Annotated in this window: 22 protein-coding genes; 16 read left to right on the top strand and 6 right to left on the bottom strand. The window is 64.7% G+C overall.

Annotated features, from left to right (window positions below):
• Both CXR00_RS03975 and CXR00_RS03970 read right to left on the bottom strand, forming a co-directional pair.
• A complete protein-coding gene (locus CXR00_RS03975; RefSeq protein WP_104053195.1) occupies positions 1-1,269 on the bottom strand; it encodes an acyl-CoA dehydrogenase family protein in 1,269 nt (422 codons plus the stop codon).
• A gap of 19 nt (positions 1,270-1,288) precedes the next feature.
• Positions 1,289-2,071, bottom strand: a complete 783-nt coding sequence (locus tag CXR00_RS03970; RefSeq protein ID WP_104053194.1) for an SDR family oxidoreductase — start codon at positions 2,069-2,071, stop codon at positions 1,289-1,291.
• A 156-nt stretch (positions 2,072-2,227) separates the two neighbouring features.
• Between CXR00_RS03970 and CXR00_RS03965 the strand changes: the two genes are divergently transcribed.
• Entirely contained in the window at positions 2,228-2,866 is a 639-nt protein-coding gene (locus tag CXR00_RS03965) for a TetR/AcrR family transcriptional regulator (RefSeq protein ID WP_104053193.1), read from the top strand.
• 25 nt (positions 2,867-2,891) lie between these two features.
• On the opposite strand, the gene CXR00_RS03960 is transcribed toward CXR00_RS03965, so the two are convergent.
• On the bottom strand, positions 2,892-4,865 hold the full coding sequence (locus tag CXR00_RS03960; protein WP_104053192.1) for an acyl-CoA dehydrogenase family protein: 1,974 nt from the start codon (positions 4,863-4,865) through the stop codon (positions 2,892-2,894).
• 239 nt (positions 4,866-5,104) lie between these two features.
• Here CXR00_RS03960 and CXR00_RS03955 point away from each other — a divergent pair, with 239 nt between their 5' ends.
• From CXR00_RS03955 to CXR00_RS03930, 6 genes are all read left to right on the top strand, one after another.
• Complete coding sequence (locus tag CXR00_RS03955; protein WP_104053191.1) at positions 5,105-5,539, top strand: MarR family winged helix-turn-helix transcriptional regulator; 435 nt, start codon at positions 5,105-5,107, stop codon at positions 5,537-5,539.
• A gap of 106 nt (positions 5,540-5,645) precedes the next feature.
• Positions 5,646-5,993, top strand: coding sequence for a non-heme iron oxygenase ferredoxin subunit (locus CXR00_RS03950; protein ID WP_104053715.1), 348 nt, complete (start codon positions 5,646-5,648; stop codon positions 5,991-5,993).
• A gap of 132 nt (positions 5,994-6,125) precedes the next feature.
• Positions 6,126-7,175, top strand: a complete 1,050-nt coding sequence (locus tag CXR00_RS03945; RefSeq protein ID WP_104053190.1) for an ABC transporter substrate-binding protein — start codon at positions 6,126-6,128, stop codon at positions 7,173-7,175.
• A 90-nt stretch (positions 7,176-7,265) separates the two neighbouring features.
• A complete protein-coding gene (locus CXR00_RS03940; RefSeq protein ID WP_104053189.1) occupies positions 7,266-8,495 on the top strand; it encodes a mechanosensitive ion channel family protein in 1,230 nt (409 codons plus the stop codon).
• An 89-nt stretch (positions 8,496-8,584) separates the two neighbouring features.
• Complete coding sequence (locus tag CXR00_RS03935) at positions 8,585-8,896, top strand: PRC-barrel domain-containing protein (protein WP_104053188.1); 312 nt, start codon at positions 8,585-8,587, stop codon at positions 8,894-8,896.
• A 104-nt stretch (positions 8,897-9,000) separates the two neighbouring features.
• Positions 9,001-10,074: a YhjD/YihY/BrkB family envelope integrity protein gene (locus CXR00_RS03930; protein ID WP_104053187.1), complete on the top strand. Its 1,074-nt coding sequence runs from the start codon at positions 9,001-9,003 to the stop codon at positions 10,072-10,074.
• A gap of 4 nt (positions 10,075-10,078) precedes the next feature.
• Here the strand turns inward: CXR00_RS03930 and CXR00_RS03925 are convergent, their stop codons facing one another.
• Complete coding sequence (locus CXR00_RS03925) at positions 10,079-11,395, bottom strand: APC family permease (RefSeq protein ID WP_104053186.1); 1,317 nt, start codon at positions 11,393-11,395, stop codon at positions 10,079-10,081.
• A gap of 53 nt (positions 11,396-11,448) precedes the next feature.
• Between CXR00_RS03925 and CXR00_RS03920 the strand changes: the two genes are divergently transcribed.
• Complete coding sequence (locus CXR00_RS03920; RefSeq protein WP_104053185.1) at positions 11,449-12,411, top strand: NAD(P)/FAD-dependent oxidoreductase; 963 nt, start codon at positions 11,449-11,451, stop codon at positions 12,409-12,411.
• Here the strand turns inward: CXR00_RS03920 and CXR00_RS03915 are convergent.
• Positions 12,377-13,414, bottom strand: a complete 1,038-nt coding sequence (locus CXR00_RS03915) for an NAD-dependent epimerase/dehydratase family protein (RefSeq protein WP_104053184.1) — start codon at positions 13,412-13,414, stop codon at positions 12,377-12,379. The genes CXR00_RS03920 and CXR00_RS03915 overlap by 35 nt on opposite strands.
• Before the next feature lie 159 nt (positions 13,415-13,573).
• On the opposite strand from CXR00_RS03915, the gene CXR00_RS03910 reads away from it, so the two are divergent.
• The 6 genes from CXR00_RS03910 (at position 13,574) to CXR00_RS03885 (ending at position 19,922) form a co-directional block, all read left to right on the top strand.
• Positions 13,574-14,632, top strand: a complete 1,059-nt coding sequence (locus CXR00_RS03910; RefSeq protein ID WP_104053183.1) for a glutathione S-transferase family protein — start codon at positions 13,574-13,576, stop codon at positions 14,630-14,632.
• A gap of 170 nt (positions 14,633-14,802) precedes the next feature.
• On the top strand, positions 14,803-15,822 hold the full coding sequence (locus tag CXR00_RS03905) for an iron ABC transporter permease (protein ID WP_258060299.1): 1,020 nt from the start codon (positions 14,803-14,805) through the stop codon (positions 15,820-15,822).
• A 68-nt stretch (positions 15,823-15,890) separates the two neighbouring features.
• Positions 15,891-16,877, top strand: coding sequence for an iron chelate uptake ABC transporter family permease subunit (locus CXR00_RS03900; protein WP_258060298.1), 987 nt, complete (start codon positions 15,891-15,893; stop codon positions 16,875-16,877).
• A gap of 1 nt (position 16,878) precedes the next feature.
• Complete coding sequence (locus CXR00_RS03895) at positions 16,879-17,790, top strand: ABC transporter ATP-binding protein (RefSeq protein WP_104053181.1); 912 nt, start codon at positions 16,879-16,881, stop codon at positions 17,788-17,790.
• Positions 17,791-17,864: 74 nt separating this feature from the next.
• Positions 17,865-18,845 (top strand): siderophore-interacting protein, encoded by a 981-nt coding sequence (locus CXR00_RS03890; RefSeq protein ID WP_258060297.1) that lies wholly within the window; start codon positions 17,865-17,867, stop codon positions 18,843-18,845.
• Between the two features lie 351 nt (positions 18,846-19,196).
• Positions 19,197-19,922 carry a M23 family metallopeptidase gene (locus tag CXR00_RS03885; RefSeq protein ID WP_104053179.1) on the top strand — a complete coding sequence of 242 codons (726 nt, stop codon included), beginning with the start codon at positions 19,197-19,199 and terminating at the stop codon, positions 19,920-19,922.
• A gap of 39 nt (positions 19,923-19,961) precedes the next feature.
• Here CXR00_RS03885 and CXR00_RS03880 read toward each other — a convergent pair whose 3' ends face one another.
• Positions 19,962-20,924, bottom strand: coding sequence for a diacylglycerol kinase family protein (locus tag CXR00_RS03880; protein WP_104053178.1), 963 nt, complete (start codon positions 20,922-20,924; stop codon positions 19,962-19,964).
• A 123-nt stretch (positions 20,925-21,047) separates the two neighbouring features.
• Between CXR00_RS03880 and CXR00_RS03875 the strand changes: the two genes are divergently transcribed.
• On the top strand, positions 21,048-21,827 hold the full coding sequence (locus tag CXR00_RS03875) for an SGNH/GDSL hydrolase family protein (RefSeq protein ID WP_104053177.1): 780 nt from the start codon (positions 21,048-21,050) through the stop codon (positions 21,825-21,827).
• Positions 21,828-22,069: 242 nt separating this feature from the next.
• Positions 22,070-23,581, top strand: a complete 1,512-nt coding sequence (locus tag CXR00_RS03870; protein ID WP_104053176.1) for an MFS transporter — start codon at positions 22,070-22,072, stop codon at positions 23,579-23,581.
• Positions 23,582-23,601 lie beyond the last annotated feature (20 nt).

Genomic DNA, 23,601 nt, shown 5'->3' with positions numbered 1-23,601 from the left:
CTATGCCTCCGTGGAACTGTAGGCCGCAGCGGTGTCTACGGAAGCCTGGAACGGCGCTCCCGCTTCCACCTCGCGCCGCCGGGCAGCGGATGCCCGCCTTGCGATGGCCCACTTGTGCGTTTCGTTGGACCCGTCGTAGATGCGGAAGGCCCGCACCTCGTTAAGGTAGGACGCCAGCGGCAGCCGGTCGGAGACGCCGTCGCCCCCGCACAGCTGCAGTGAGCGGTCGATCACCCGGTACACAGCCTCGGAGGTGTGTGCCTTGGCCACCGATGAGAGCGCCGAGCCGGCCTTCGCATCGGCTTCCAGCAGGGCGGCCGTTTTGGTGATGATCGCATCGGACGTTTCCAGATCCATCACGTTCAGTGCCAGCATGTCCTGGGCAATGCCGAGTTCATGCATGGCGGAGCCAAAAATCTCGCGGGTGTTGGTTCGGTCCAGGGCAATGTCCATTGCCCGCCGGGCCAGCCCGAGCCAGCGCATGCAGTGCGTCAGCCGCGCCGGACCCAGCCGGACCTGCGCATAGCGGAAGCCCTCTCCGGGCGAACCCAGAACGGCAGAGTCCGGAACGAAGACGTCCTCAAAGTGCAGATGGGGGTGTCCGCCGCCAATGGCGCGGTCCATGGTGGAGATTTGTTCGCCGATGCGGACGCCGGGGGTGTCCATGTCCACCAGCAGCATGGTGGCTCCGGCCGGGGCGGGGGAGGAGGTGCCGCCGTCAGCGGCTGCCTCGATTGCCGGCGTGCGCACCATGGCGATGCAGAAGGACGCATTGTTGGCGCCGCTGATGAAACGTTTGTGGCCGTTGATGACCCAGCCGCCGTCGACCTTCTCAGCCGAGGTCCGCAGCGCAGCCGGATCGGATCCGGCGCCCGGGTGCGGTTCGGTCATCCCGAAGCAGGAACGCGCAGCACCGGACACGAGGGGACGCAGATACTGCTCCTTCTGTGCCGGCGTGCCGATGAGTTCGAGCATATGCATGTTGCCCTCATCCGGTGCCTGGCAGTTGAGCACTGTGGGGCCGATGAGTGAATAGCCCGCCTCCTGGAAGATGGGGGACCAGAACTGCAGGGGAACACCCTGTCCGCCGTATTCCCGCGCCACATGCGGTGCGAACACGCCGGCGCTCTTGGCAGCTGCCTGCAGCCGGTCCCGTTCGCCTTCCGACAGCCGATCCCCCGGAGCGGGCTCCGCCGGCATGACCACAGTGCGGATAAAGTCCCGGGTGCGCAGGCGCAGGTCTTCGATGTCCGGGGGAAGGGTATTCATTCGGTGTCCTTTGCGTGGCTTATGCGTTGCCGCCGGCAGCCAGCAGGCCGCCGTCGAGGTTCAGGATTTGGCCGGTGATCCAGGCTGCGTCATCGGAGGCCAGGAAGGCGGCTGCGGCCGCCACGTCTTCCGGGGTGCCCAGCCGACCCAGCGGGTAGGCGGCGGCCACTTGTTCTTCCCGCCCCTCATAGAGCGCCCGGGCAAACTGCGTCTTGACGACGGCGGGAGCCAGTGCGTTGACCCGGATGGCCGGGCCAAGCTCCACGGCCAGGGAACGGGTGAGCTGCTCAATGGCAGCCTTGCTGATCCCGTAGAAGCTGATGCCCGGAGACGGCGTTTGGGCGCTGACCGAGGACAGGTTGATCACGGAACCGCCGCGGCCGGCAAAATCGAGCTTCTCGTGGTGATAGGCGGCCTGCACCCAGCCGAGGGTGCCGTACAGGTTGACATCGATGATCTTGCGGGCGGCCTCGGGCTCCAGGTCCATCAGCGGACCGTAGACCGGATTGATGCCGGCATTGTTCACCAGAATGTCCAGCCGGCCGAATTCCGCTGCCACCGTGTCCAGTACTTCGGCCCGGTGGTCCGCGTCGTCCGACTTGCCCGCGATGGCAAGTACGGACCCTTCGGGGAACAATGCCGCGGCTTCGGCCAGGGGGCCGGGCTTGCGGGCCGTAATGCAGACGCGGGCGCCTTCAGCCGCCAGCCGGCGGGCCACCGCCAAACCGATGCCGCGGCTGGCACCGGTGATAATGGCCGTTTTTCCGTCCAGCCGGGGGGCGGGAACGCTGTTCTCTGGCATGGAGCTCCTCAGGATGGAACGGGACCGGCAGGAACCGGACCGACGAGCATCGGACCGAGCAACCGATCGGTATGGCGCGTGGGTATGCTAAGTCTGGTGCAGGGGCAAAATTGTGTCAAGGGTCACTTACGGCCGATCGGAAAGGGATGGAGCGGCATGGGTAGCGGCAGTATCGACGGGGAAGCGGAGCGGTCGGCCGCCGCAGGCATGGACTGGCGGGATTACTCCGAACAGGAACTGCCGCCGGTGCTGGCGGCTGCCCTGGCATGTTTCGTGGAACAGGGCTATCACGGCACCACCATCCGGGAGGTGGCCGGCCGTGCCGGTCTCTCCGTTCCCGGGATCTATCACCACTATTCCTCAAAGCATGCACTGCTGGAAGGCATAGTGCAGCGCGCGATGACTGATCTGTACCAGCGGAGCGAAGCCGCCCTCGCGGAGGCCGGCCCGGGAGTGGAGGAGCGCTTCCGGCTGCTCATCGAGTGTCTGGTGCTGTTTCATGCCCACCGCAGTGGGCACGCTTTCATCGCGGCATCGGAAATCCGCAGCCTCCATGACGATGCCCGCGCAGCGCACATTGCCGCCCGTGACCGTCAGCAGCAGCTGCTGACGGAGGTGGTGCACGACGGCGTCTCCGCCGGAGTGTTCGCCACGCCTTACCCGGTGGAATCCGCGCGTGCCGTGATTACCATGTGCACCGGCGTCGCCCAGTGGTACCGGTCCGCCGGTGAGCTGTCCCCGGAAGACCTGGCCGCCCGGTATGTGGTGGTTTCCCGCGCGGCCATGGGTAGCTGACGGTCAAAGGGGCAGCCAACGGTAGTCACCGGTACCGGCGGTGCAGGTCCTCACCTGCATCCGGCCCGTTTGCCGACGCGGAGATCCAGGGGCCGGTGCCCTCGGACTGGTCCAGCACCCCTTTCTCCAGCCAGGTGTAGCGTCCCGCAAGCACGCCTTTGGTGAGCTTGCGGTCCTCTGCATCCGAGTTGCGCCACAGATCGTCAAAGAGAGTTTCAGTCCGCACGCGTGACTGCGCGCAGAAGGCTGCAGCCAGCTCATACGCCTGCGCACCCTCTCCGGGATTCCTGCGGCGGAGGGTTTCAGCCCGCATGCACACAGCGGACATGGCGAAAAGCTCCGCGCCGATGTCCACTATCCGGCCCAGGAACACCTGATGGTGTTCCAGTCCCGCCTGCCACCGTGCCATCCCGTAGAACGTGGAGCGGGCAAGCCGGCGTGAAGCTCGGTCCGCGTAACGCAGGTAACCCGCCAGGGGGCCAAATTCCGCATAGGCGGTGGGAACGGACCCTTTCCCGGCGGCGAGCGTGGGGAGCCAGCGGCCGTAAAATCCGCTGGCCTTTACAGCTGCCTTGGCCTTGTTGCCCAAAGAGGCATCCGCCACCGCCAAGTCACCCGCTGCCTTCAGATGCGCATCAACCGCGTCACGGGCAATCAGCAGGTGCATGATCTCCGTGCTGCCCTCGAAGACCCGGTTGATCCTCAGATCCCGCAGCTGCTGTTCGGCGGCAACTGCACGCTCGCCCCGCGCGGCCAGGGAAGCTGCTGTTTCGAAACCGCGTCCGCCCCGGATCTGCACCAGCTCATCGGCAATCCGGTAGGCCATCTCAGAGGCCCACAATTTAGCCAGCGCGGCTTCGATCCGAATGTCCTTGGTGCCGGCGTCGGCCAGGGAGGCGGACAGCTCGAAGACGCTTTCCAGGGCGAAGGTGGTGGCAGCGATGAAAGCCACCTTTTTTGCCACGGCCTCATGGCGGCCAATGGGCCGGCCCCACTGCTCGCGGGTTCCGGTCCACCCCCGGGCGATCTTGACCGACCATTTTCCGGAACCGGCGCACAGCGCCGGGATGGATAAGCGTCCGGTGTTCAGGGTGGTGAGGGCAATCTTCAGCCCCTGGCCTTCCCTGCCCAGCCGGTTGGCGGCGGGAACCCGCACCCCGCGCAGCCGGGTCACACCGTTTTCAATGCCGCGCAGCCCCATGAAGTTGTTCCGGTTTTCCACCGTGATGCCGGGAGTGTCCATTTCCACGACGAAGGCACTGATTCCGCCCTTTTCCGTGCCGTGCGGCGGCACTGCGGCCATGACCACCACCAGCTCGGCAATCACGCCGTTGGTGGTCCAGAGCTTTACTCCGTCCAGGACATATTCGCTCCCGTCCCCGGAGAGCACGGCGGTGGCGCGCATCCGTGCCGGGTCGGAGCCGACGTCGGGCTCGGTCAGCAGGAACGCAGAGATGGCTCCGCCGGCACAGCGGGGAAGGTACTTTTCCTTTTGTTCGTCGGTGCCGAACACCTTGACCGGCTCGGGTACGCCGATGGACAGATGGGCCGAGACCAGTGCACCAAGGCTGGGGTGCACGGAGCCGAGCAGCATCAGCGCGCGGCCGTACGCGAGCAGGGACAACCCCAGTCCGGAGTAGCGGCGCGGAATCTTCATGCCAAAGACCCCCAGATCCGTCAGCCCCTGCAGGTATTCATCGGGGATGACGCCGGTGGTTTCAATGACCTGCCCGTTCAAGGTGCCGCAGAAGGCTTCCAGCCGGTCCAGGAAATCGCGCTCGCGGATGGCTTCCTCGGGATCCGCCGGCTGGGGCCGAATCAGATCCAAGTTGTAACTGCCCATGTAAATGCCTTTGGCAAAACCGGGCCGCCGGTCCTCGGCGATGCGGGACTCTTCAGCCAGCGCACGGGCATCCTCGGCGGTGACCACGCGTTCCTTGACTTCCCGAACGCCGTCACTGCCGGTGGTGCGCGCATCCTGCAGGTCCTTGGTGCTCATGGCACTTCCCCTCGTCCGGGCTGCTCCAGGCAGCCTCCGTTGGCTGTGCGCCACAGCTTACGCGCGGCGGCAGTGGGCAGAAAGGGTGTGCCGGTGCCCTTCTTCTCGGCCGATGGCTTTGACCAGGCAGCCCGGCCGAATGTCCAAATTGTTGACAAGACCCCCCACCATGGCGTTGGAATAGTAAGCACACTGATTGTTTTGATGCCAACTGGAGATACGTACAGGAAAGCAGGCAAATGCAGAACGAGGGGGAATGGGAAGCTGTCCGGCTGCTGTCCACGGCAGCCCGGCTGGTGCGCCGCGAGGTCGACAACCGGTTGAGGAGCGTTGGCCTGACGCAGGAGCGGGTCACGGTGCTTCGGGTGCTGGACGCTGAGGGGCCGATGAAGCGGGCGGAGTTGGCGAGGAGGCTGCGGGTGACAGCGCAGACGTTGGGCACGTCACTGGTGACGATGTCCCGCCAGGGGCTGGTGGGGGAATTGCCGCCCGAGCCCAGCGGCTCGCGCCGCGCCGTGAGTATTTCCCAGTATGGGCGGAAGATGTTGGGGCGTGCCGATGACATCGAGCGGTCCGGTTTCACTGCAGCCCTCCGGCCGGAGCTTCGCCGGGAACTCATCGGGCTCATTCGCGAGCTGGAGATCCGGCGTACCGGAGCCTCGGCCTCCCTGTAGCCCCGCGCAGGTCCGTCCCATGTCCTGTGCGGGCGGGCCGGGGTGCCGGGTAACGTGGTTGGAGGGAAGAACACCTTGCTACATCCCGTGCTGGAGGAGGGTAATGATGGCCGAAGGCATTCGTGTTGCGGCTGCGGATGAAATTGATGAAGGAACCGCACTGAAGGTCGATGCCGAGGTTGCCGGCACCTCGGACGACATTGCTGTTTTCCGCAGCGACAACGGAGGCTACTACGCCCTAAATGACACGTGCACCCATGAGGAAGCGTCGCTGTCGGAAGGGTGGATTGAGGATACAGAGGTGGAATGCCCTGTCCATTCGGCGCGGTTCTGCCTGCGCACCGGCCAGGCCCTGTGCCTGCCGGCCATGGTGAACGCCAAGACGCATCGAGTCGAAGCGCGTGAGGACGGCATCTACCTTTACCCGGGGGAAGCGCCGGAAGAGGTGAACTGATGGCCCGGCGGCCGCAATACGCAAGGCAGACGTTGCGTATTTAATCTAAGGATAGGTTAGCCTTACTTTTGTCCGGATTCTCCGGACATTGGTTTTGCCTCAAGAGTCCAACCCTTAGTCAAGGAGCCCACCATGGCCCTGTCCCGGATGCGCCGCGCTGCGGCTGTTGCCGCCGTCGCTGTTTTGTCCCTCTCCGCCTGCTCAACCGGTGCCACCGGTGAAGCGGGCGACGGCGGCAGCTCCACTGCAGCGGCAACCGATTCCTTTCCGGTCACCATCGAACACGTCTACGGCGAAACAACCATAGAGTCCGCTCCCGAGCGGGTGGCCGCCGTTGCCTGGTCAAATGCAGAAACAGCTCTGGCCCTCGGCGTTGTGCCGGTGGTCATGCCGGCCATCAGCTACGGCGGCAACGAACAGGGAACCACGCCCTGGATTGATGAGGCGCTGGAAGAACTGGATGCGCCCATCGGATCCGAGAATGCTCCGGCCCTGTATTCGGACACCGACGGCATCGACTTCGAAGATGTTGCTGCCGCGAACCCGGACGTTATTCTTGCCGCCTATTCCGGCCTGACCCAGGAAGACTACGACAAGCTCTCCAAGATCGCCCCCGTTGTCGCGTACCCGGACGCTCCCTGGGGCACCTCATGGCAGGAAACTGCTGAGATGACCGGTGAAGCGCTGGGCCTGAGTGAAAAGGCCGGACAGCTGGTTGCAGATACGGAGCAGTCGATCAAGGACGCTGCCGCCAAGTACCCGGAGCTGGAGGGCAAGTCCTTCATTTACGGCAACCTCGCCAAGGGTGCCTCCTCCGTCTACACCTCCCTGGATAACCGCCCCAAGTTCCTGACTGAGCTGGGCATGGTCCAGGCGCCGATCGTGGATGAGAAGGCCCCGGCTGACGCCTTCTACTTTCCGTGGGCCGATGAGGACGCCAACCAGCTGGACTCCGACATCTTCGTAACTTGGGTGGCTGATGATGAAGCCGCTGCAGCCCTCGAGGCCGACCCGCTGCTGGGCCAGATTCCTGCGGTCAAGAACGGCGCCCTCGTTGCCGATGCCAATGCTGAGCGTGTCTTCTCCGTCTCAGCCATCAACGTCCTGAGCGTCCCGTATGCCCTGGAGAATGTAGTGCCGATGATTGCGGAAGCAGCCGCTGCGGCCGACGCCGCCAAGTAGTTTCGGTGCAAAAAGGGCATCCCGGCGTGGCCGGGATGCCCTTTCTGCCGATTGGACAGGACCCCCGGGGGTACTGACACGATCGAGGGTATGCAAGACGTCCTCTCTGTTGCCTCCGGCCTCAAACCCGTATTTGCCCTCCTGATCGCCGTCGCGGCAGCCTTGGTGCTGGCGCGGATAGTGCGTGAGTCCATGGCAAAGATCTTCCGGCGCGTCCCGCGGATCCGTGAGGTCATTGCGCTGGGACGCAACCCCCTGCGGCTGGTGCTGTCCCTGATCGGTGTGCGGATTGCCCTCGGTGCCACCGCTGTCGGCTTCGACTGGTTCGAACCGGTCAGCTATATCCTCACCCTGGCCCTGATTGCCTCGCTGGCTTGGCTGGCCGTTGTTGTCCTGCTCATCATCGAAGCGATGCTGCTCACCAAGTACACGACGGACACCAAGGACAACCGCCGGATGCGCCGGCTCAAGACGCAGGTCATGCTGGGCCGGCGGGTAGGTGTGGCCATCATCATCACGATTGCCGTGGCCTGCGTCCTGCTCACCATTCCTGAGGTTCAGGCCCTCGGCGCCGGTATCCTGGCCTCCGCCGGTTTGATCTCCATCGTCGCCGGTCTGGCGGTGCAGAGCACGCTGACCAATGTGTTTGCCGGCATGCAGCTTGCCTTCACCGACGCCATCCGGGTGGATGACGTTGTGGTGGTGGAAACCCAGTGGGGAACCATCGAAGAAATCACGATGACTTATGTGGTGGTGCACCTCTGGGATGACCGCCGTCTGATCCTGCCGTCCACCTACTTCACCACCACGCCGTTCGAGAACTGGACGCGGAAACAGTCCGCCATCCTCGGCACGGTGGAACTGGACCTGGACTGGCGTGCACCGGTGGGGGACCTGCGCACCCATCTGAAGAAGACTCTGGCGGAAACCGACCTCTGGGACGGCCGCACCGGCGTTCTCCAGATCACCGATGCGATAAAAGGCCTGGTCCGGGTGCGCATCCTGGTCAGCGCCGCGGACAGCGGTGCCCTGTTTGACCTGCGCTGCCTGGTGCGTGAAGCGATGGTGACCTATATGCAGGAATGGCATCCGGGAGGCCTGCCCCGCCAGCGCTGGGAAGAAGTGAAGTCCAGGGCCCCGGAGGTGCACCGGAATGCCCGCCCGCAGTCCGGCGGGGATCCGGCGGACACCAGCACCTCGCAGTTCTTCACGGGTTCGCTTGAAGCCGTGGACCGCCGGCATTCCTTTGCCGGGCCGGGGAAAGAGGTTTATGCGGAGCGGGAGGAGAACTCTGCCGAGGACGAGGGACTCCGCCGCTGACATCTTCCCGCTGTCCGTTGACAGGCAGGCACTCTTCTGGCCTGCTGGGATAACGTGCGCTCCGGCGGGACAGGAAAAGGGGAACGGTTATGGCAGATGAATTTGTCCTCCACGAACTTCAGGGGTCCACTGTCTGGGCCAAGGACGGTGAGCGGCTGGGGCTGGTGGGCCAGGTCCATCTGGACCGGGCAACCGGTGTGCCGGAGTGGATTACTGTTGCGCTGGGCCTGTTTGAAGCCCGCCAGCACTTTATTCCTTTGGCGGGCGCACGACGGGACGACGACGACATCTACGTGAATTACAGCCGGCAGGTGGTGGATGACTCGCCGCAGGTTGATCCCGACGGCGCGCTCAGCCCGGCGGAGGAGACCCTGCTGACGGACTACTACAAGGATTTCTGACCTCAGCGGCAGGATAAAACCGAAACCCGCCCCGCAGCCTTTGGTAGTAAGCCTCCTTAGCAATAGGATGAAATTCGATCATCCAACGCACCGAGGAGGCTGTCATGGCGCAGCAAAACAGCGGGGACCAGGCGCAAACGGCTCCCAGTCCGGACGACGCGAGCAAGCCGGACACTCCGGCCGAGGTCACGAAGCCCAACTGGAAGTACATCGCCCGCAAAACCATCCGGGAGTTCAGCAAGGATCAGTGCACCGACCTCGCGGCAGCGCTGACGTACTACACGGTTCTTGCCCTTTTCCCGGCGCTGTTGGCGCTGGTGTCCATCCTTGGCGTGGTGGGGCAGGCTGAAAGCACCACCAAGGCCATGCTGGAGCTCCTCGGAGAGTTCGCCCCGGCCAGTGCAGTGGAGGTCCTGGAAGGCCCCATCACCCAGCTGACGTCGTCGAGCAGTGCAGGATTCGCCCTGATCATCGGTATTGTCGGCGCTCTTTGGTCCGCCTCCGGCTACGTCAAAGCCTTTGGCCGGTCCATGAACCGGATCTACGAAGTGGACGAGGGCCGGCCGGCCTGGAAGCTGCTGCCGACCCAGCTCCTGGTCACCCTGGTGCTCGTCCTGCTGGTTGCCGCGCTGCTGATGATGCTGGTGCTCAGCGGCCCGATCGCTGAGACCATAGGCAACTTTGTTGGTCTCGGCTCCGAGGCCGTCATGATCTGGAACATCGCCAAATGGCCGGCGATGTTGATCTTCGCCGTGCTGCTTGTCGCCATTCTGTACTACGCCACGCCCAACGTGAAGCAGCCCAAGTTCCGCTGGATGAGCATGGGCGCTTTCATTGCGCTGATCGTGCTGGGGATCGTCACGCTGGGATTCAGCTTCTACGTGGCCAACTTCGGCAACTACAACGCAACCTACGGCGCCATCGGTGGTGTGATCGTTCTCCTGCTGTGGCTCTGGCTGGCAAACGTGTCATTGTTGTTCGGTGCGGAGTTTGACGCCGAGGTGGAACGCGGACGCGAGCTGCAGGCCGGTATCCAGGCTGAAGAAAGCGTTCAGTTGCCACCGCGTGACACCCGCCAGACGGAAAAGCGCGAGGCGCAGATGGAAGAGGACATCGAGGAGGGCCGCAAGCTGCGTCAGCAGCACGCCGGCAAGGATTACGACGACGACCTCAAGTAGGCCCTCAGCCCACCTTGCCCTTGACGGCGCGGCGGACGAGGTAGAGCACTCCGCCGATCGCCAGCAGGATCCCGGCCCGCAGCCATACCGACCCTGACTGCTGGGTGAGCAGCAGGACGCAGGAAGCAATGGCAAGGTAGGGCAGCACCAGCGGAGTACGGAAATGCGGATGGTCCACGGAGTCCTTCCTCAGCACGATCACTGAAATATTCGTGCTGAGGAAGACCAGGAGCAGCAGTAGCACCACGGTTTCGGCCAGGGACGCCAAGCCGCCGGTCATGGTCAGGACCATGGCGACGGCGGTGGTGACCACAATCGCCACCCATGGCGTTTTCCGGTTGGGCAGGACTTTGCCGAAAACTGCGGGAAGCAGGCCCTGCTCCGCCATTCCGTAGGTCAGCCGGCTGGACATGATCATGGTCAGCAGGGCGCCGTTGGCGACAGCCACGAGTGCAATCAGGCTGAAGAACCAATCCGGCAGGCCGAAGCCCGTGGCGCTGACTACTGCCAGGAGCGGGCCGCTGGAATTTGCAAGCTCCTCCGTGGGCAGCGCACTGGATGCGGCGATCCCGATCAGCAGGTACACCACCCCGGCGGTGAGCATCGCCCCGAACAGCGCCCGGGGATACACCCGGCTGACGTCCCGGACCTCTTCCGCAACATTGGCTGAGACCTCAAATCCCACAAAAGAGTAGTACGCAAGCAGGGAGGCTCCCAGCACCGCCGTTGCCGGGTTGGCGCCGGCGGGGAACTGGGTGATCTGTTCCGTGTAGCCGTCGCCCCGGCCAACCATCACGGCCACCAGCACGATGACGAGGACAAGGCCGGAGAGTTCAATGACGGTCATGACTACATTGGTCCGTACCGATTCGGAGATCCCCCGCGCGTTGAGCAGGGCAACGAGCAGCAGGAAAACGATGGCTGCAGGCACCGGAGGAACGTCCAGGAAGGCGTTGAGGTAGTCGCCGGTAAAGGCCAGCGACAGGCCGGCAGCACTCGTGACACCGGCGGCGAGCATGCAGAATCCCACCATGAAAGACAGTGCCGGACGCTTGAAGGCGCGCTCCGCGAAGACAGCGGCCCCGCCGGCCTTGGGGTACTTCGTAACGAGTTCGGCGTACGAGGATGCGGTGAGCAGTGCCAGCAGCAGCGCTGCCGCCAGCGGCACCCAGATGGCTCCGCCCACTTCGCCGGACACCTCGCCCACCAGCGCATAGATGCCTGCACCCAGGACATCCCCAAGGATGAAGAGGTACAGCATGGGGCCGGTGATGCCCTGTTTGAGTTTTGAGGCGGAAACTGCCTGCGGGTTGTTCGTCATGGAGTAAAACTAAGCCTGCTGACGATTATTGAAAAGTGCGATAGAAAAGAATCATGACTCGATCTTCCAATGCGTTTGTAGACCCCGCCGACCGCTATGACGTGGTCATTATCGGCGGCGGAATAGCCGGTCTGACAGCTGCCACCGTGCTGGGGCGGGCCTGCCGCCGGGTTGCGGTTGTGGACGCAGGCCAGCCCCGGAACGGTCCCGCGGACCAGGTTCACGGCTTTCCCTCCCGGGACGGCATTTCGCCTGCGGAACTTGTGCGGCTGTGCCGGTCGGACCTGGAGCGGTACGACGTTGAGCTGGTGTCCGGGCAGGTTATCCGCGTGAACGAGGACCGGCAGGCCGAGCTTTCCGACGGCAGGGTGCTGCAGGGCAGGCATCTGCTGCTGGCGACCGGGCTCCGGGACACCCTGCCGGACATTGCCGGTGCCCGGGAACGGTGGGGCCGGGACCTTTTGCACTGCCCCTACTGCCACGGCTGGGAGATGAGGGACCAGGCGCTGGCCATTCTGGGGACGGGCCAAAGCTCCGTCCAGCAGTCCATCCTGGTCCGGAGTTTCTCCGCGGACGTGACCCTGATCGTCCAGGACGGACTCGAGCTTTCAGACGATGACGTCCGTTCCCTGGCGGCTATGGGCGTGGACGTTGTGGAGGGGACGGCACAGCGGCTGCTCATCCGCGAGGACGCCCTGGACGCGGTGGCCCTGGCGGACGGCCGGACCGTCCCGTGCCGTGCCCTGTTCTGCGAACCGGTGGCCACTGTTGATCCTGCGCTGGCCGACATTCCGGGATGCACCCTGGACGCGGACGGGTGCCTGGAAACGGATGACAACGGCCGGACCGGGGCAGACCGGATTTGGGCCGTCGGGAACGTCACCGATCCGTCCGGCCAAGTGGTGGCGGTAGCCGGTGACGCCTACCGTCTGGCAGTGGCGCTGAACGCACAGCTGCTGGAGGAGGACACCGAGGCGGCGCTCAGCGGCGGGGAGCGAGCAGCGGCGAGCCTTTGACTCCGTCGCCGTCCGTCATTCCGTCCAGGACAAACCTCAACGCCTCCACCGAGGTGCGCCGCGGAGTCCAGCCCAGCAGATCCCGTGCCCGTGAGGTGTCCATGAGCGGAGCACCGGCGGCCATGTCGATCCATCCTGGATCGGTGCGCTGCAGGTGTGCGGCCCAGGTCAGGCCGACGACGGCGCGCACCAGTTTCACCGGGATGTTCAGCAGCCGGCGGGCACCGAGTACTCCGGCCAGCAGCTCCGGGGTGATTACCGGATCGGCGGCAATGTTGAAGGCGCCCTCGGCCCGCTGGTCCACCACGCGCCAGTAGGCATCGGCGATGTCATCAGCGTGGACAACCTGGAAGGAGAACTCCTTGGGCAGGGGGATGAGCGGCAGCCGCAGCTTGTTCAGGATGAACTTCGGCACCAGCGGGCCCAGGAAGTAGTTGCCGATTTCCGTGCCTGCATCCGAGGAGAAAATCAGCCCCGGACGAAGCCGGGCCACCGGGATTTCGGGGTACTCGCGAACAAACTTGTCCAGCAGTGCTTCCTGCTCGCCCTTGTGCCGGCTGTAGTGTGAGCTGGCGATGCCGCGCGCCGGCCAGGACTCATCGGTGAGCCGGTCCTTGGGTGCGGGGGAGTAGGCGCCCACGGATGAGGCGCAGACAAACTGGCGCACGCCGGCGGCCGCCGCAGCGGCCAGCGCGTTTTCGGTGCCGTGCACGTTAATGCGGTGCAGCTCCGCCTCGTCCCGGTTGGGCTGGATGGCCCAGGCGAGATGGACGACGGCGTCGGCCCCGCGCAGCGCCTCCGTCAGCTTTTCACGGCCCTCAGAGGTGGCGATATCGATGCTGTGCCACTGAACGCCGTCGTACGGCGGGGTGCCGCCGTCGGGGATCCGCCGGGCAATGCCCACGATCTCCAGGCCCTCCGGACGTTCGCTGCGGGCCTGGGCCAGCCGACGGAGCAGGGCTGTGCCGACGTTTCCGGTTGCTCCGATGACAGCTACTCGCATGTGGCTCAATTCCTCCGGCTGTGGTGATCGTGGATAAGCAAGCGTAGTCCTTAGACTCTACCGGGGAGGCGGCCCCCAGAGCAGGGGGCAGCCGGGACCGGTTCGGAGCCACTAGTGTTGAGTGCAGGATCAGGCACACCCACCCGAACGAGGATTCCCATGGCTGAGAACACGGCAACAGACCAGGACAACGGGTCCGGCTTCAGCACTCGCGGAGCCTATGTCACCGGCGGTACGGAATACACCCGGGACACCAACTACATTGAAACGCGGATCACGCGCGACGGCCGGGACGGTTATCCGGTGGAAGCCGGCAGATACCGGCTGATCGCAGCACGGGCCTGCCCCTGGGCCAACCGGACCATCATTGTGCGGCGCCTGCTGGGTCTTGAAGATGCCATTTCGCTGGGCACCCCCGGCCCCACCCACGATGCCCGGAGCTGGACCTTTGACCTGGATCCGGACGGGAGGGACCCGGTGCTGGGGATCGAACGCCTGCAGGAGGCGTTCTTCCGCCGCACACCCGGCTACAGCCGCGGCATCACCGTACCGGCCGTCGTGGACATTCCCAGCGGCGCCGTGGTGACCAACAATTTTCCGCAGATCACCGAGGATTTCTCCACTGAGTGGAAGGACTTCCACCGCGAGGGTGCCCCGGACCTGTTGCCTGCAGAGCACATGGAGGAAATGCGGGCCGTCAACAAGCGCGTCTTCACCGAGATCAACAACGGCGTGTATCGCTGCGGCTTCGCCGGATCGCAGGAGGCGTATGACGCCGCCTATGACCGCCTGTGGGCCGCAATGGACTGGCTGGAGGACAGGCTCTCCCGCCAGCGCTACCTCATTGGCGACACCATCACCGAGGCCGACGTCCGCCTGTTCACCACCCTGGTCCGCTTCGATGCGGTCTACCACGGCCACTTTAAATGCAACCGGAACAAGCTCACCGAGATGCCGAACCTTTGGGGCTACGCCCGGGACCTCTTCCAGACGCCGGGCTTTGGCGACACTGTCGACTTCGAGCAGATCAAGGCCCACTACTACATCGTCCATGAGGACATTAACCCCACGGGGATCGTTCCCAAGGGGCCGGATTTGTCCGGGTGGCTCACCGAGCATCACCGGGAGCAGCTCGGCGGCCGGCCGTTCGGCAACGGAACCCCGCCGGGCCCGGTGCGTCCCGGCGAAGAGGTGGCCCCGGGGCACGGCGCGCGCTGATTGCTTTCCGCCCCGGCGAATAGGGCACAGAAACGTTTCTTAAGGACCGGGACCGTAGGTTAGCCTTACTTAAGATCATTCCGTCTTAAGGAGGTGCCGCGGTGGGCGTGAACGCCAGCTCCTCCGCACCGGCACCTAAAACCCTCCGCTTTGCCGGGACGGAAGGGCAAATACCGTCCCGCACGGCGGTTCCTCGGAACGGCCGCCGGGCGGCCCTGCTGGCGGCCGCGATCGGCGTGCTGGCGCTGGCCTGCCTGGCATCCGTGGCCTTCGGCGCACGGGCGCTGCCCTTTGGAACCGTGCTCGAAGCCCTCACCTCCTACGACCCCGGCAACGGAGACCATGCGGTGGTGGTGTCGAGAATTCCCCGCACCGTCCTTGGCCTGCTGGCAGGAGGTGCACTGGGGCTGGCCGGGGCCGCCATGCAGGGCGTGGCCCGCAATCCACTGGCGGACCCCGGAATTCTGGGGGTCAACGCCGGAGCGGCTTTCTTTGTGGTGCTCGGCATTTACGGGTTCGGCATTTCCACCTTCCTTGGCTACATCTGGTTTGCGCTGGCCGGCGCGGCACTGGCCGCCGTCCTTGTGTACACCGTGGCGAGCCTGGGCAGGGAAGGCGCCACTCCGGTCAAACTGGCCCTCGCCGGGGCGGCCCTGTCCGCCGGCCTGACTTCGCTCATGAGCGCAGTGCTGGTTTCCAGCCAGCAGACACTGGACATCTTCCGTTTCTGGCAGGCGGGCAGTCTGTCCGGTCGGGGCTGGGACGTGATCAGCGCCGTCGTTCCCTTCCTGGCAGCCGGCGCCGTCATCACGCTGTGCGCCGGCCGGGCACTGAACGGTCTGTCCCTGGGGGATGACGTGGCCCGGGGGCTGGGGCAGCGGGTGGGCCTCAGCCGCGGCATCACTGCCCTGGGAGTGGTGCTGCTGTGCGGTGCCGCCACGGCCGCCGTAGGCCCGATCGGCTTTGTCGGCCTGGTGATCCCGCACATGGTCCGGTCCTTCACCGGACCGGACTACCGGTGGATCCTTCCCTTTTCCCTGGTCCTGGCGCCGGTGCTGCTGATCATTGCCGACATCATTGGGCGCCTAGCCCTCCCGCCGGGAGAAATTCCAGTGGGCGTCATGACCGCCGTCATCGGAGCCCCTGTCTTTATTTGGCTCGTCCGGCGGCGGAAGCAGGCCCAGCTGTGAGCGCATTGCTGGACCGTTCCGCAACCGGACCGGGAGCCCTCCTGGTCCGCGCCGCCCGCCGCCGGTCCCTGAAACGGGGCCGCGTGGTGACCACTGTCCTGGCGGCCGCCGTCGTCGTTCTCTTTGCAGTCAGTATCCTGCTGGGCACCTACACCGTCACCATCCCGGACTTCTTCCGGATACTCGGCGGGGAACAGATTCCCGGTGCCACGTTCATCGTGATGGAGAGCAAGCTGCCGCGCGCCGTTATTGGACTTCTGGTGGGTGCCGCCTTCGGGATTTCCGGCAGCATTTTCCAAACCATGCTGCGCAACCCGCTGGCCAGTCCGGACATCATTGGCATCAGCTACGGAGCCAGTGCCAGTGCCGTGGTGGCCATAGTGGTCTTCGGTGCCGCCGGGACAACTGTTTCCCTGGCCGCCCTGTGCGGAGCCCTGGCTGTCGCGATGGCCATCTACCTGCTTTCCCGGCGCGGCGGTGCAGCCGGCTACCGGTTGATTCTGGTCGGCGTCGGCTTCGCCGCCGTTATGCAGGCGCTGGTGACCTTTTTGATGACGCGTGCCGATGTGCGAACCGCTTCCCAGGTGCTGGTCTGGCTGAACGGTTCGCTGAACTCCAGCAACTGGGACCGTGCCGCCGTTCTGGCCCTGGCCCTGCTTGTGCTGCTGCCCGTTACTGCGGTCCTTGCGCGCCGGCTGCGCGGGCTGGAGCTGGGAGAGGACACAGCAGCGGGGCTTGGACTGCGGGTTGAGGCGTCCAAACTGGGGTTGCTGGTGGCCGGGGTGGCTCTGGCTGCCGTGGCCACCGCTGCCGCGGGACCAGTGGCTTTCATTGCCTTTCTCTCCGGCCCGATTGCCAGGCGCCTGCTGGGCGGGCGGCACTCCCTAACGGTCTCCGCCCTGGTGGGCGCCGTCATCGTGCTGGCCGCAGATTTTGTCGGAGCCAATCTGGTTCCGGGTGTTTCACTGCCCGTGGGCGTGGTGACAGGTGCCCTCGGGGCGCCGTTCCTGCTGTGGCTGCTGGTGACTTCCAACCGTGTAGGCCGAGGAGGCTGAGATGGATAATACCCCTGATCCGAACACCCTGAGCGCACAGGACCTGGTTCTTTCCTACGGCGAGCGCCTGGTGGTGGACGGTTTGTCGGTCACACTCCCCGCCGGGCAGATCACGATCATTGTCGGCGCCAATGCCTGCGGCAAATCCACACTGCTGCGCGGCCTCTCGCGGCTGCTCAAACCTGCCGGCGGCACGGTGCTGCTGGGCGGGAGGGACATCCATTCCCGGCCTGCCCGCGAGGTGGCACGCACCCTGGGCCTGCTGCCCCAGACTCCGGTGGCGCCGGACGGCATCACCGTGGCGGATCTGGTGGGCCGCGGCCGCTACCCGCACCAGGGCTGGTTCCGTCAGTGGACACCCGGGGATGACGACGCCGTTGCCGCCGCACTGGAAGCCACCGGCACTCTGGACCTGGCGGAGCGGAACGTTGATGAGCTCTCGGGAGGCCAGCGCCAGCGGGTGTGGATTGCCATGGCCCTGGCGCAGGAGACCCGGATTCTTCTGCTGGATGAGCCCACCACCTTCCTGGACGTCACCCACCAGATTGAAGTGCTGGACCTGATCACGGACCTGAACCGGCGGGCAGGCACCACCGTGGCGATCGTGCTGCATGACCTGAATCTCGCCGCCCGCTATGCAGACCACCTGATTGCAATGAAGTCCGGTGCCGTCGCCGCTCAGGGCGCCCCGGCCGACGTCGTCACCGAAGACCTGGTCCGTGACGTTTTTGGTCTGGAATCCAGAGTCATTCCCGATCCTGTCTCCGGAACCCCTATGGTGGTTCCCATTGGCCGTCATCATGCGTTGCAGCCGGCTGATGAGGACCCTGCCAGAGAGGTGGGCTACCTGCCCAACCCGCACGACACCCTAACCGCACGCGAACCAAAAACCCGCCTGGAGGCCGCATCATGACTCAGGTCAGCACCCGCACCGGAGCAACAGCGGTACCCCGCAAGGCACGCCGTGCCTCAGGTGCCGGAGCCGTGATGTGCTTCGACGTCCAAGTGCGGCGGGTCCAGCGCCTGAGCGAAAACTTCCAGCGCATCACCTTTGCGGGTCCGAGCCTTTCCGAGTTTGGGATCCAGGGACAGACCCACGATCTGCGGATCAAAGTGGTGGTTCCTTCGATTGCTGCTGACGGCAACCGGATTCCGGTGCCGGAGTTCGACTGCAGTGATACCGCCTGGTACCGGAACTGGCTGCAGCTGGACGAGGCTGTGCGCGGTTCCATGCGCACCTACACCGTCCGTGCTGCCCGGTGCTCGGGTGCCGAGCCGGAGATCGATGTCGATTTTGTCCTGCACTTCGATGAAGAGGGCAGGGGCGGCCCCGCGTCCAGCTGGGCTGCCGCTGCGGAACCGGGGGACCGGGTCAGCATCATTGGGCCCAACGCCGCCCACTGTGTCACGGCGGAGTCTTACGGCGGGATTGAATGGCGTCCCGGGATGGCCCGCCACATCCTGCTGGCGGGCGACGAAACGGCCGTACCGGCGATCACGGCCATCCTGGAGAGCCTGCCCCGGGACGTGACCGGCCACGCCCTTCTGGAAGTTCCAACAGCCGCCGACGAGCAGCAGGTATCCACGGAATCCTCGGTCCGGGTGAGCTGGCTTGCCCGAAGCGGCCGGCCCCACGGTGAACTGCTGGACGCCGCTGTCCGGGAGGCCGTGGCGCTTCCCGGATGGGCCTCCGTGGACGGTGCGCCGGTGCCGCCCCGCCCCCGGATCGAAGACATCAACGTGGACGAAACCATCCTTTGGGAGACACCTCAGCGGCTTACTCCGGCGGCCGTCCAGGGAACACCCAACCCGCACACGCCGTCGGGCGCGCTGCCGTTCTACGCCTGGATTGCCGGCGAGGCCGCCGTGGTCCGCGGGTTGCGCCGCTATCTGGTGAGCGAAGCCGGAATTGACCGCAAACAGGTTGCGTTCATGGGCTATTGGCGCAGGGGACGCGCCGAAGGCTAAGGTTCGGAGCCACCTCTACGGAGTGTGATCTGCCGCCAAGGGATGACTGACCTTCATCACAATTGCTTTCATCCCAAAGTGCCGCGTCGGTAAAGTGAAACGAGTGGGAGCCTGGCTCCCGCCTATGAGAACTATTGCTGTTCACTGCCCCTTTGCCGACAACTGCACAAGAGGTGATGGATTACGACGAAGTACTCAGATCATTTCACTGAAATCCGGGAACGGCTTCTGCCGGAACTGCGGGACCGTATCCTGCCGGACCTGCGGGAAAAGGTCCTCAGCTGGACCACAGAAAGCGCACCGCCCGGAAAGAGTATTTCCTCGAGACTTGCAAAGCACTGGCCGGAGACAATGAGGTACCGGCTCGAAAAGGTACCGGCGGCCGTTCAATCCCTGCCGGCAGACCTGCGCTGGCTGTCCACCCCCGCTCGCAAAACCTGTGCCCTCGGGGCCGGGGCGGCGCTGGTGCTCGGGTCGGCCGTGGCAGGCACTGCCCACAGCGCCGGGCAGGATGCGCTCCTTTTGGAGCGGGCATCTGTGACTTCCGAACTGTCCGCGGAACACGGAGACAGCTCTGCGGAACCCGGAGAGAATTCCGGGGAGCCGGCCGAAGCGCCCCCTGCGGAAAACGGCCAGGGATCCACGACGCCTGTGGAGGAGGCGCCCGCAGAACCGGCTCCGGAACCCCCGTCGGTGCCGCTGGACGAGCTACGCGTCACGTCTCCGTTCGGCTGGCGGGAAAACCCGCTGCTTGGAAACGGTGCACTGGAATGGCACACCGGAATTGATTTCGGTGCCAATCTGGGCACACCCGTCAAATCAATTGCGCCTGGCACCGTGGTGTATGCGGAATATCACCAGTACGGCGGACTGCGGGTTGTTGTTGACCACGGAGACGGTGTCGAAACCACCTATAACCACCTGAATGACATCTTTGTCGAGGTGGGCCAGTGGGTGGATATCAACCAGGAGGTCGGGGCCGTTGGAAGCACCGGAAACTCCACCGGACCTCACCTGCACTTTGAAGTGCTGAAAGATGGCGAATATCAGGATCCCGCAGTCTGGATGGGACTCTAGCAACGAAGGCCGCTGCCCCTGGCCCGGGGCAGCGGCCTTCTAGACTTCAGGGTCGGTCAGAATGGCCGGATCCTTCTCACCCTGCGGCATCCGAACCCGCAAAGCGCTGGGATCGACGCGGAAAGCCACATGCGAGGCCTTGCCCAGGTGGTCACCGTCAACTTCGAATTCCTGCGGGGTCTGCGTGAAGATTTCAGCTTCCTTGCACTGGTAATACTCCACGGAAGTTCCCTTGCCCTTCCCCCGGCGCAGCAGTCCGGCCACAACACCGAGCCAGCCCAACCGCCCCTTGGGGGCCATGGTCATGATGTCCAGCAGCCCGTCGTCAATCCGGGCACCGGGGAAAATCTCCAGGCCGCCCATGATCTTTCCGCAGTTGCCGCCCATCACGCTGCGGGGAAAGCCGGAGATCTCCTTGCCGCCGTCGAGCCGGATGGTGCTCTTGACCGGTTTGCCTGGCAGGTTTCGGACACCAGCGTCAATGTAGGCCAGCCAGCCGACACGGTCCTTGAGCGTGTCGTTCGTATCGCCCATGAGAGCGGCGTCGTACCCGAGCCCGGCCATGACCAGGAAAACGTCGCCTTCCAGCGCGCGGTCCAGGGTGACGTGGACGACGTCGATATTGCGGTCCGTTCCGGTAAGTGCGGCGGTAACCGCGGCCTCCGGATCGTCGACGGCGATATCCAGATTGCGGGCCAGCAGGTTCCCCGTTCCAAGCGGGATCAGCCCCAGCGGCGTGTCAGTGCCTGCCAGTTCGGCGGCAACACAGCGTACGGTTCCGTCGCCGCCGGCCGCGATCACCACATCCACGCCGGCTTCCAGGGCCTCTTTGGCCATGCCGCGCCCCGGATCTTCCTTGGTGGTTTCCAGCCACAGCGGCTCATCCCAGCCCTGGTCCCGGCAGGCGCTCTCAACCAGGGCGCGGATGTCCACATCGGTCTTTTTGATGGGGTTCATGATGACTGCGGCACGTTGGCGCGGTCCGGCTGCTGAGCTGGCCATGGGTTCCTTTGGTTGCTCGCGGTGTACTGCGAAACGGTGACGGTATTGTTCAGAGTCTAATCCGCCGGGCGTGCAGCTAGCTGTCAATGCGGAAACAACAGAATCAACTTGTACCCTGTGGGAGTGACTTTTACTTCTCGGTATGTGGCTTTGGGCGATTCGTTCACTGAAGGCGTGGGGGACTGGGATGACTCCCTGCCCAACGGGGTGCGGGGCTGGGCGGACCGCGTCGCCGAGCAGCTGATCCTCGCCGAAGACTCCTGGGGATACGCCAATCTGGCGATCCGCGGCAAGAAACTGCATCAGGTCCTGGCGGAACAGGTGGACGCCGCCATCGCACTGGAACCAACGCTGGTGAGCATTTACGCAGGCGGCAACGACATCCTGCGCCCCCGGGTGGACATCGACACACTGATGGACTCGTACGACGGCGCCATTGCCAAGCTGCGTGCCTCCGGCGCCGCTGTGCTGATGTTCACCGGATTCGATTCGGGCCGGTCACCGGTGTTTGGGGCCACCCGGGGGCGGACGGCGCTGTACAACGAGCTGGTGCGCGAGGTCGCTGACCGCCACGGTGCCGAGCTCGTGGATTACTGGCGCATGAAGGAACTGCAGGACGAAAGGTACTGGGACATAGACCGGTTGCACATGGCCCCGGCCGGACATATGTTCACCGCCAAGAAAGTCCTCGAAGTCCTGCGCCGCACCGACACCATCGATGTCCCGGAGCTGGACGAGCTGCCTGCGCGGACCCGTGCCGAGCAACTGCGCCGTGATGCCCAGTGGGCTCGGGAATACCTCGGACCGTGGGTCGGGCGCCGGCTGCGGGGGGTTTCCTCAGGTGACAATCTGACCCCTAAATACCCGATTCCGGTACACCCCAAAGTTCCGGTCCGTTCCTGAAAAAGGGCCCCTGAACGGTGCGTAAAACCTCCAGGGTGAGGTGATTCACAGAATTCCCCAAGAGCCCAATGACTGCATGGGTGTTTTCCCGGCAAATGGTGTCCTGAACGCATCATCAGAACACTGATAATTCGGTAACCCCCGCTGTTTTTCCTAAACTTGTTGGTCTGCCTGACGCCTGTTGCGGCGTCCGGCCGGTTGCTTCCGATACACGCAGCTGACTTCTAGGAAAGAAAGCCAACATGCCTAAAGATGCACCCACTCTCCGCCGCCCCGTCCTGAGGCGCCGGCGCCTGAAGGTTGACGACGTGAATGTTGTCGACAAATCGATGATGAAGAAAGCCGTGGGCGGAACCGTCGTCGGCAACACCATGGAATGGTTCGACATTGGTGTCTACGGCTATCTTGCCGTCACCATGGGAGCGGTTTTCCTCTCCGAGGCCGACGCCTCCGCCCAGCTGATCTTCAGCCTGGGCGTTTTCGCCGCCACCTTCCTGGCCCGCCCGCTCGGCGGAATTGTCTTCGGCCGGCTCGGCGACCGTCTGGGCCGCCAGAAGACTCTGGCCACCACTCTGATGCTGATGGCCGGCTCAACGTTCGTGATCGGCCTCCTCCCCGGCTACGACCAGATCGGCATGTGGGCTCCGGTGCTGCTGGTCCTCATGAAGCTGCTCCAAGGCTTCTCCACCGGCGGCGAGTACGCCGGTGCCACAACCTTCGTGACGGAGTACGCCTCCGACAAGCGCCGCGGCTTCCTCTCCAGCATTCTTGACCTCGGCAGCTACATGGGCTTTGCCCTCGGCGCCGGGGTCGTGTCCATCCTGCAGTTGACGCTCAGTGCCGAAACCATGCTCGACTGGGGCTGGCGCATTCCCTTCCTCGTTGCAGGCCCCCTGGGCCTGATCGCCATCTACTTCCGGCTCAAGATTGAAGAGTCACCGGCCTTCCAGGCCACCCTGGATGCGCAGGAGGAGAACGCAGCTTCGGGGAAGCCCGACGGCGAAACGGCACCTCCGGGAACGCTGGCCATGATTGGCCTGTACTGGCGCCCGATCATCGTCGCCATGGTCCTGGTAGCCGCAGCCAACACTGTCGGATATACCCTGACCTCCTACATGCCGTCCTACCTCACCGACTCAATGGGATACGACGCCGTGCACGGCACACTGCTGACCATCCCCGTCCTGGTGGCGATGGCACTGTGCATTCCTCTCTGCGGAAAGCTGTCGGACCGCATCGGCCGCCGTCCGGTGCTGCTGATGGGCGCGGGGTCCACCATTGTGCTGGCCGTTCCGGCGTTCCTGCTGATTGCCCACGGCCCTGTCTGGTCGACCCTGCTGGGACTGGGCCTGCTGGCCGTTCCCGTGACCCTCTACGTGTCCAACCTCGCCTCGGCGCTTCCGGCACTGTTCACCACGGCGAGCCGCTACGGCGCCATGGGCATCTCCTACAACTTCGCCGTGGCGATCTTCGGCGGCACCGCACCGCTGATCATGCAGGGGCTGATCAATCTGACCGGCAATGACCTGATGCCGGCATTCTGGCTGATGGCAACTTCCGTTGTGGGAGCAGTGGCCGTCTACATCATGAAGGAATCCGCCAATCGGCCCATGCCCGGGTCCATGCCCAGCGTGGATACTCACGCCGAGGCACGCGAGCTTGTGGCAACCCAGGATGAGAATCCCCGGCTCGACGTCGATTCCCTGCCGTTCGGTGTGGAAGGCACCGGGGCGCCTAAACAACAGGACAGCTAAGCGCGCCGGCCCCGCCCGCC

Origin of the sequence: Arthrobacter sp. 9E16 (genome assembly GCF_002929435.1) — a bacterium.
In the GTDB taxonomy this organism is placed as follows: domain Bacteria; phylum Actinomycetota; class Actinomycetes; order Actinomycetales; family Micrococcaceae; genus Arthrobacter_B; species Arthrobacter_B sunyaminii.
The sequence above is the reverse complement of the archived record's forward strand: the minus strand, read 5'-3'. Positions and strand labels throughout refer to the sequence as shown.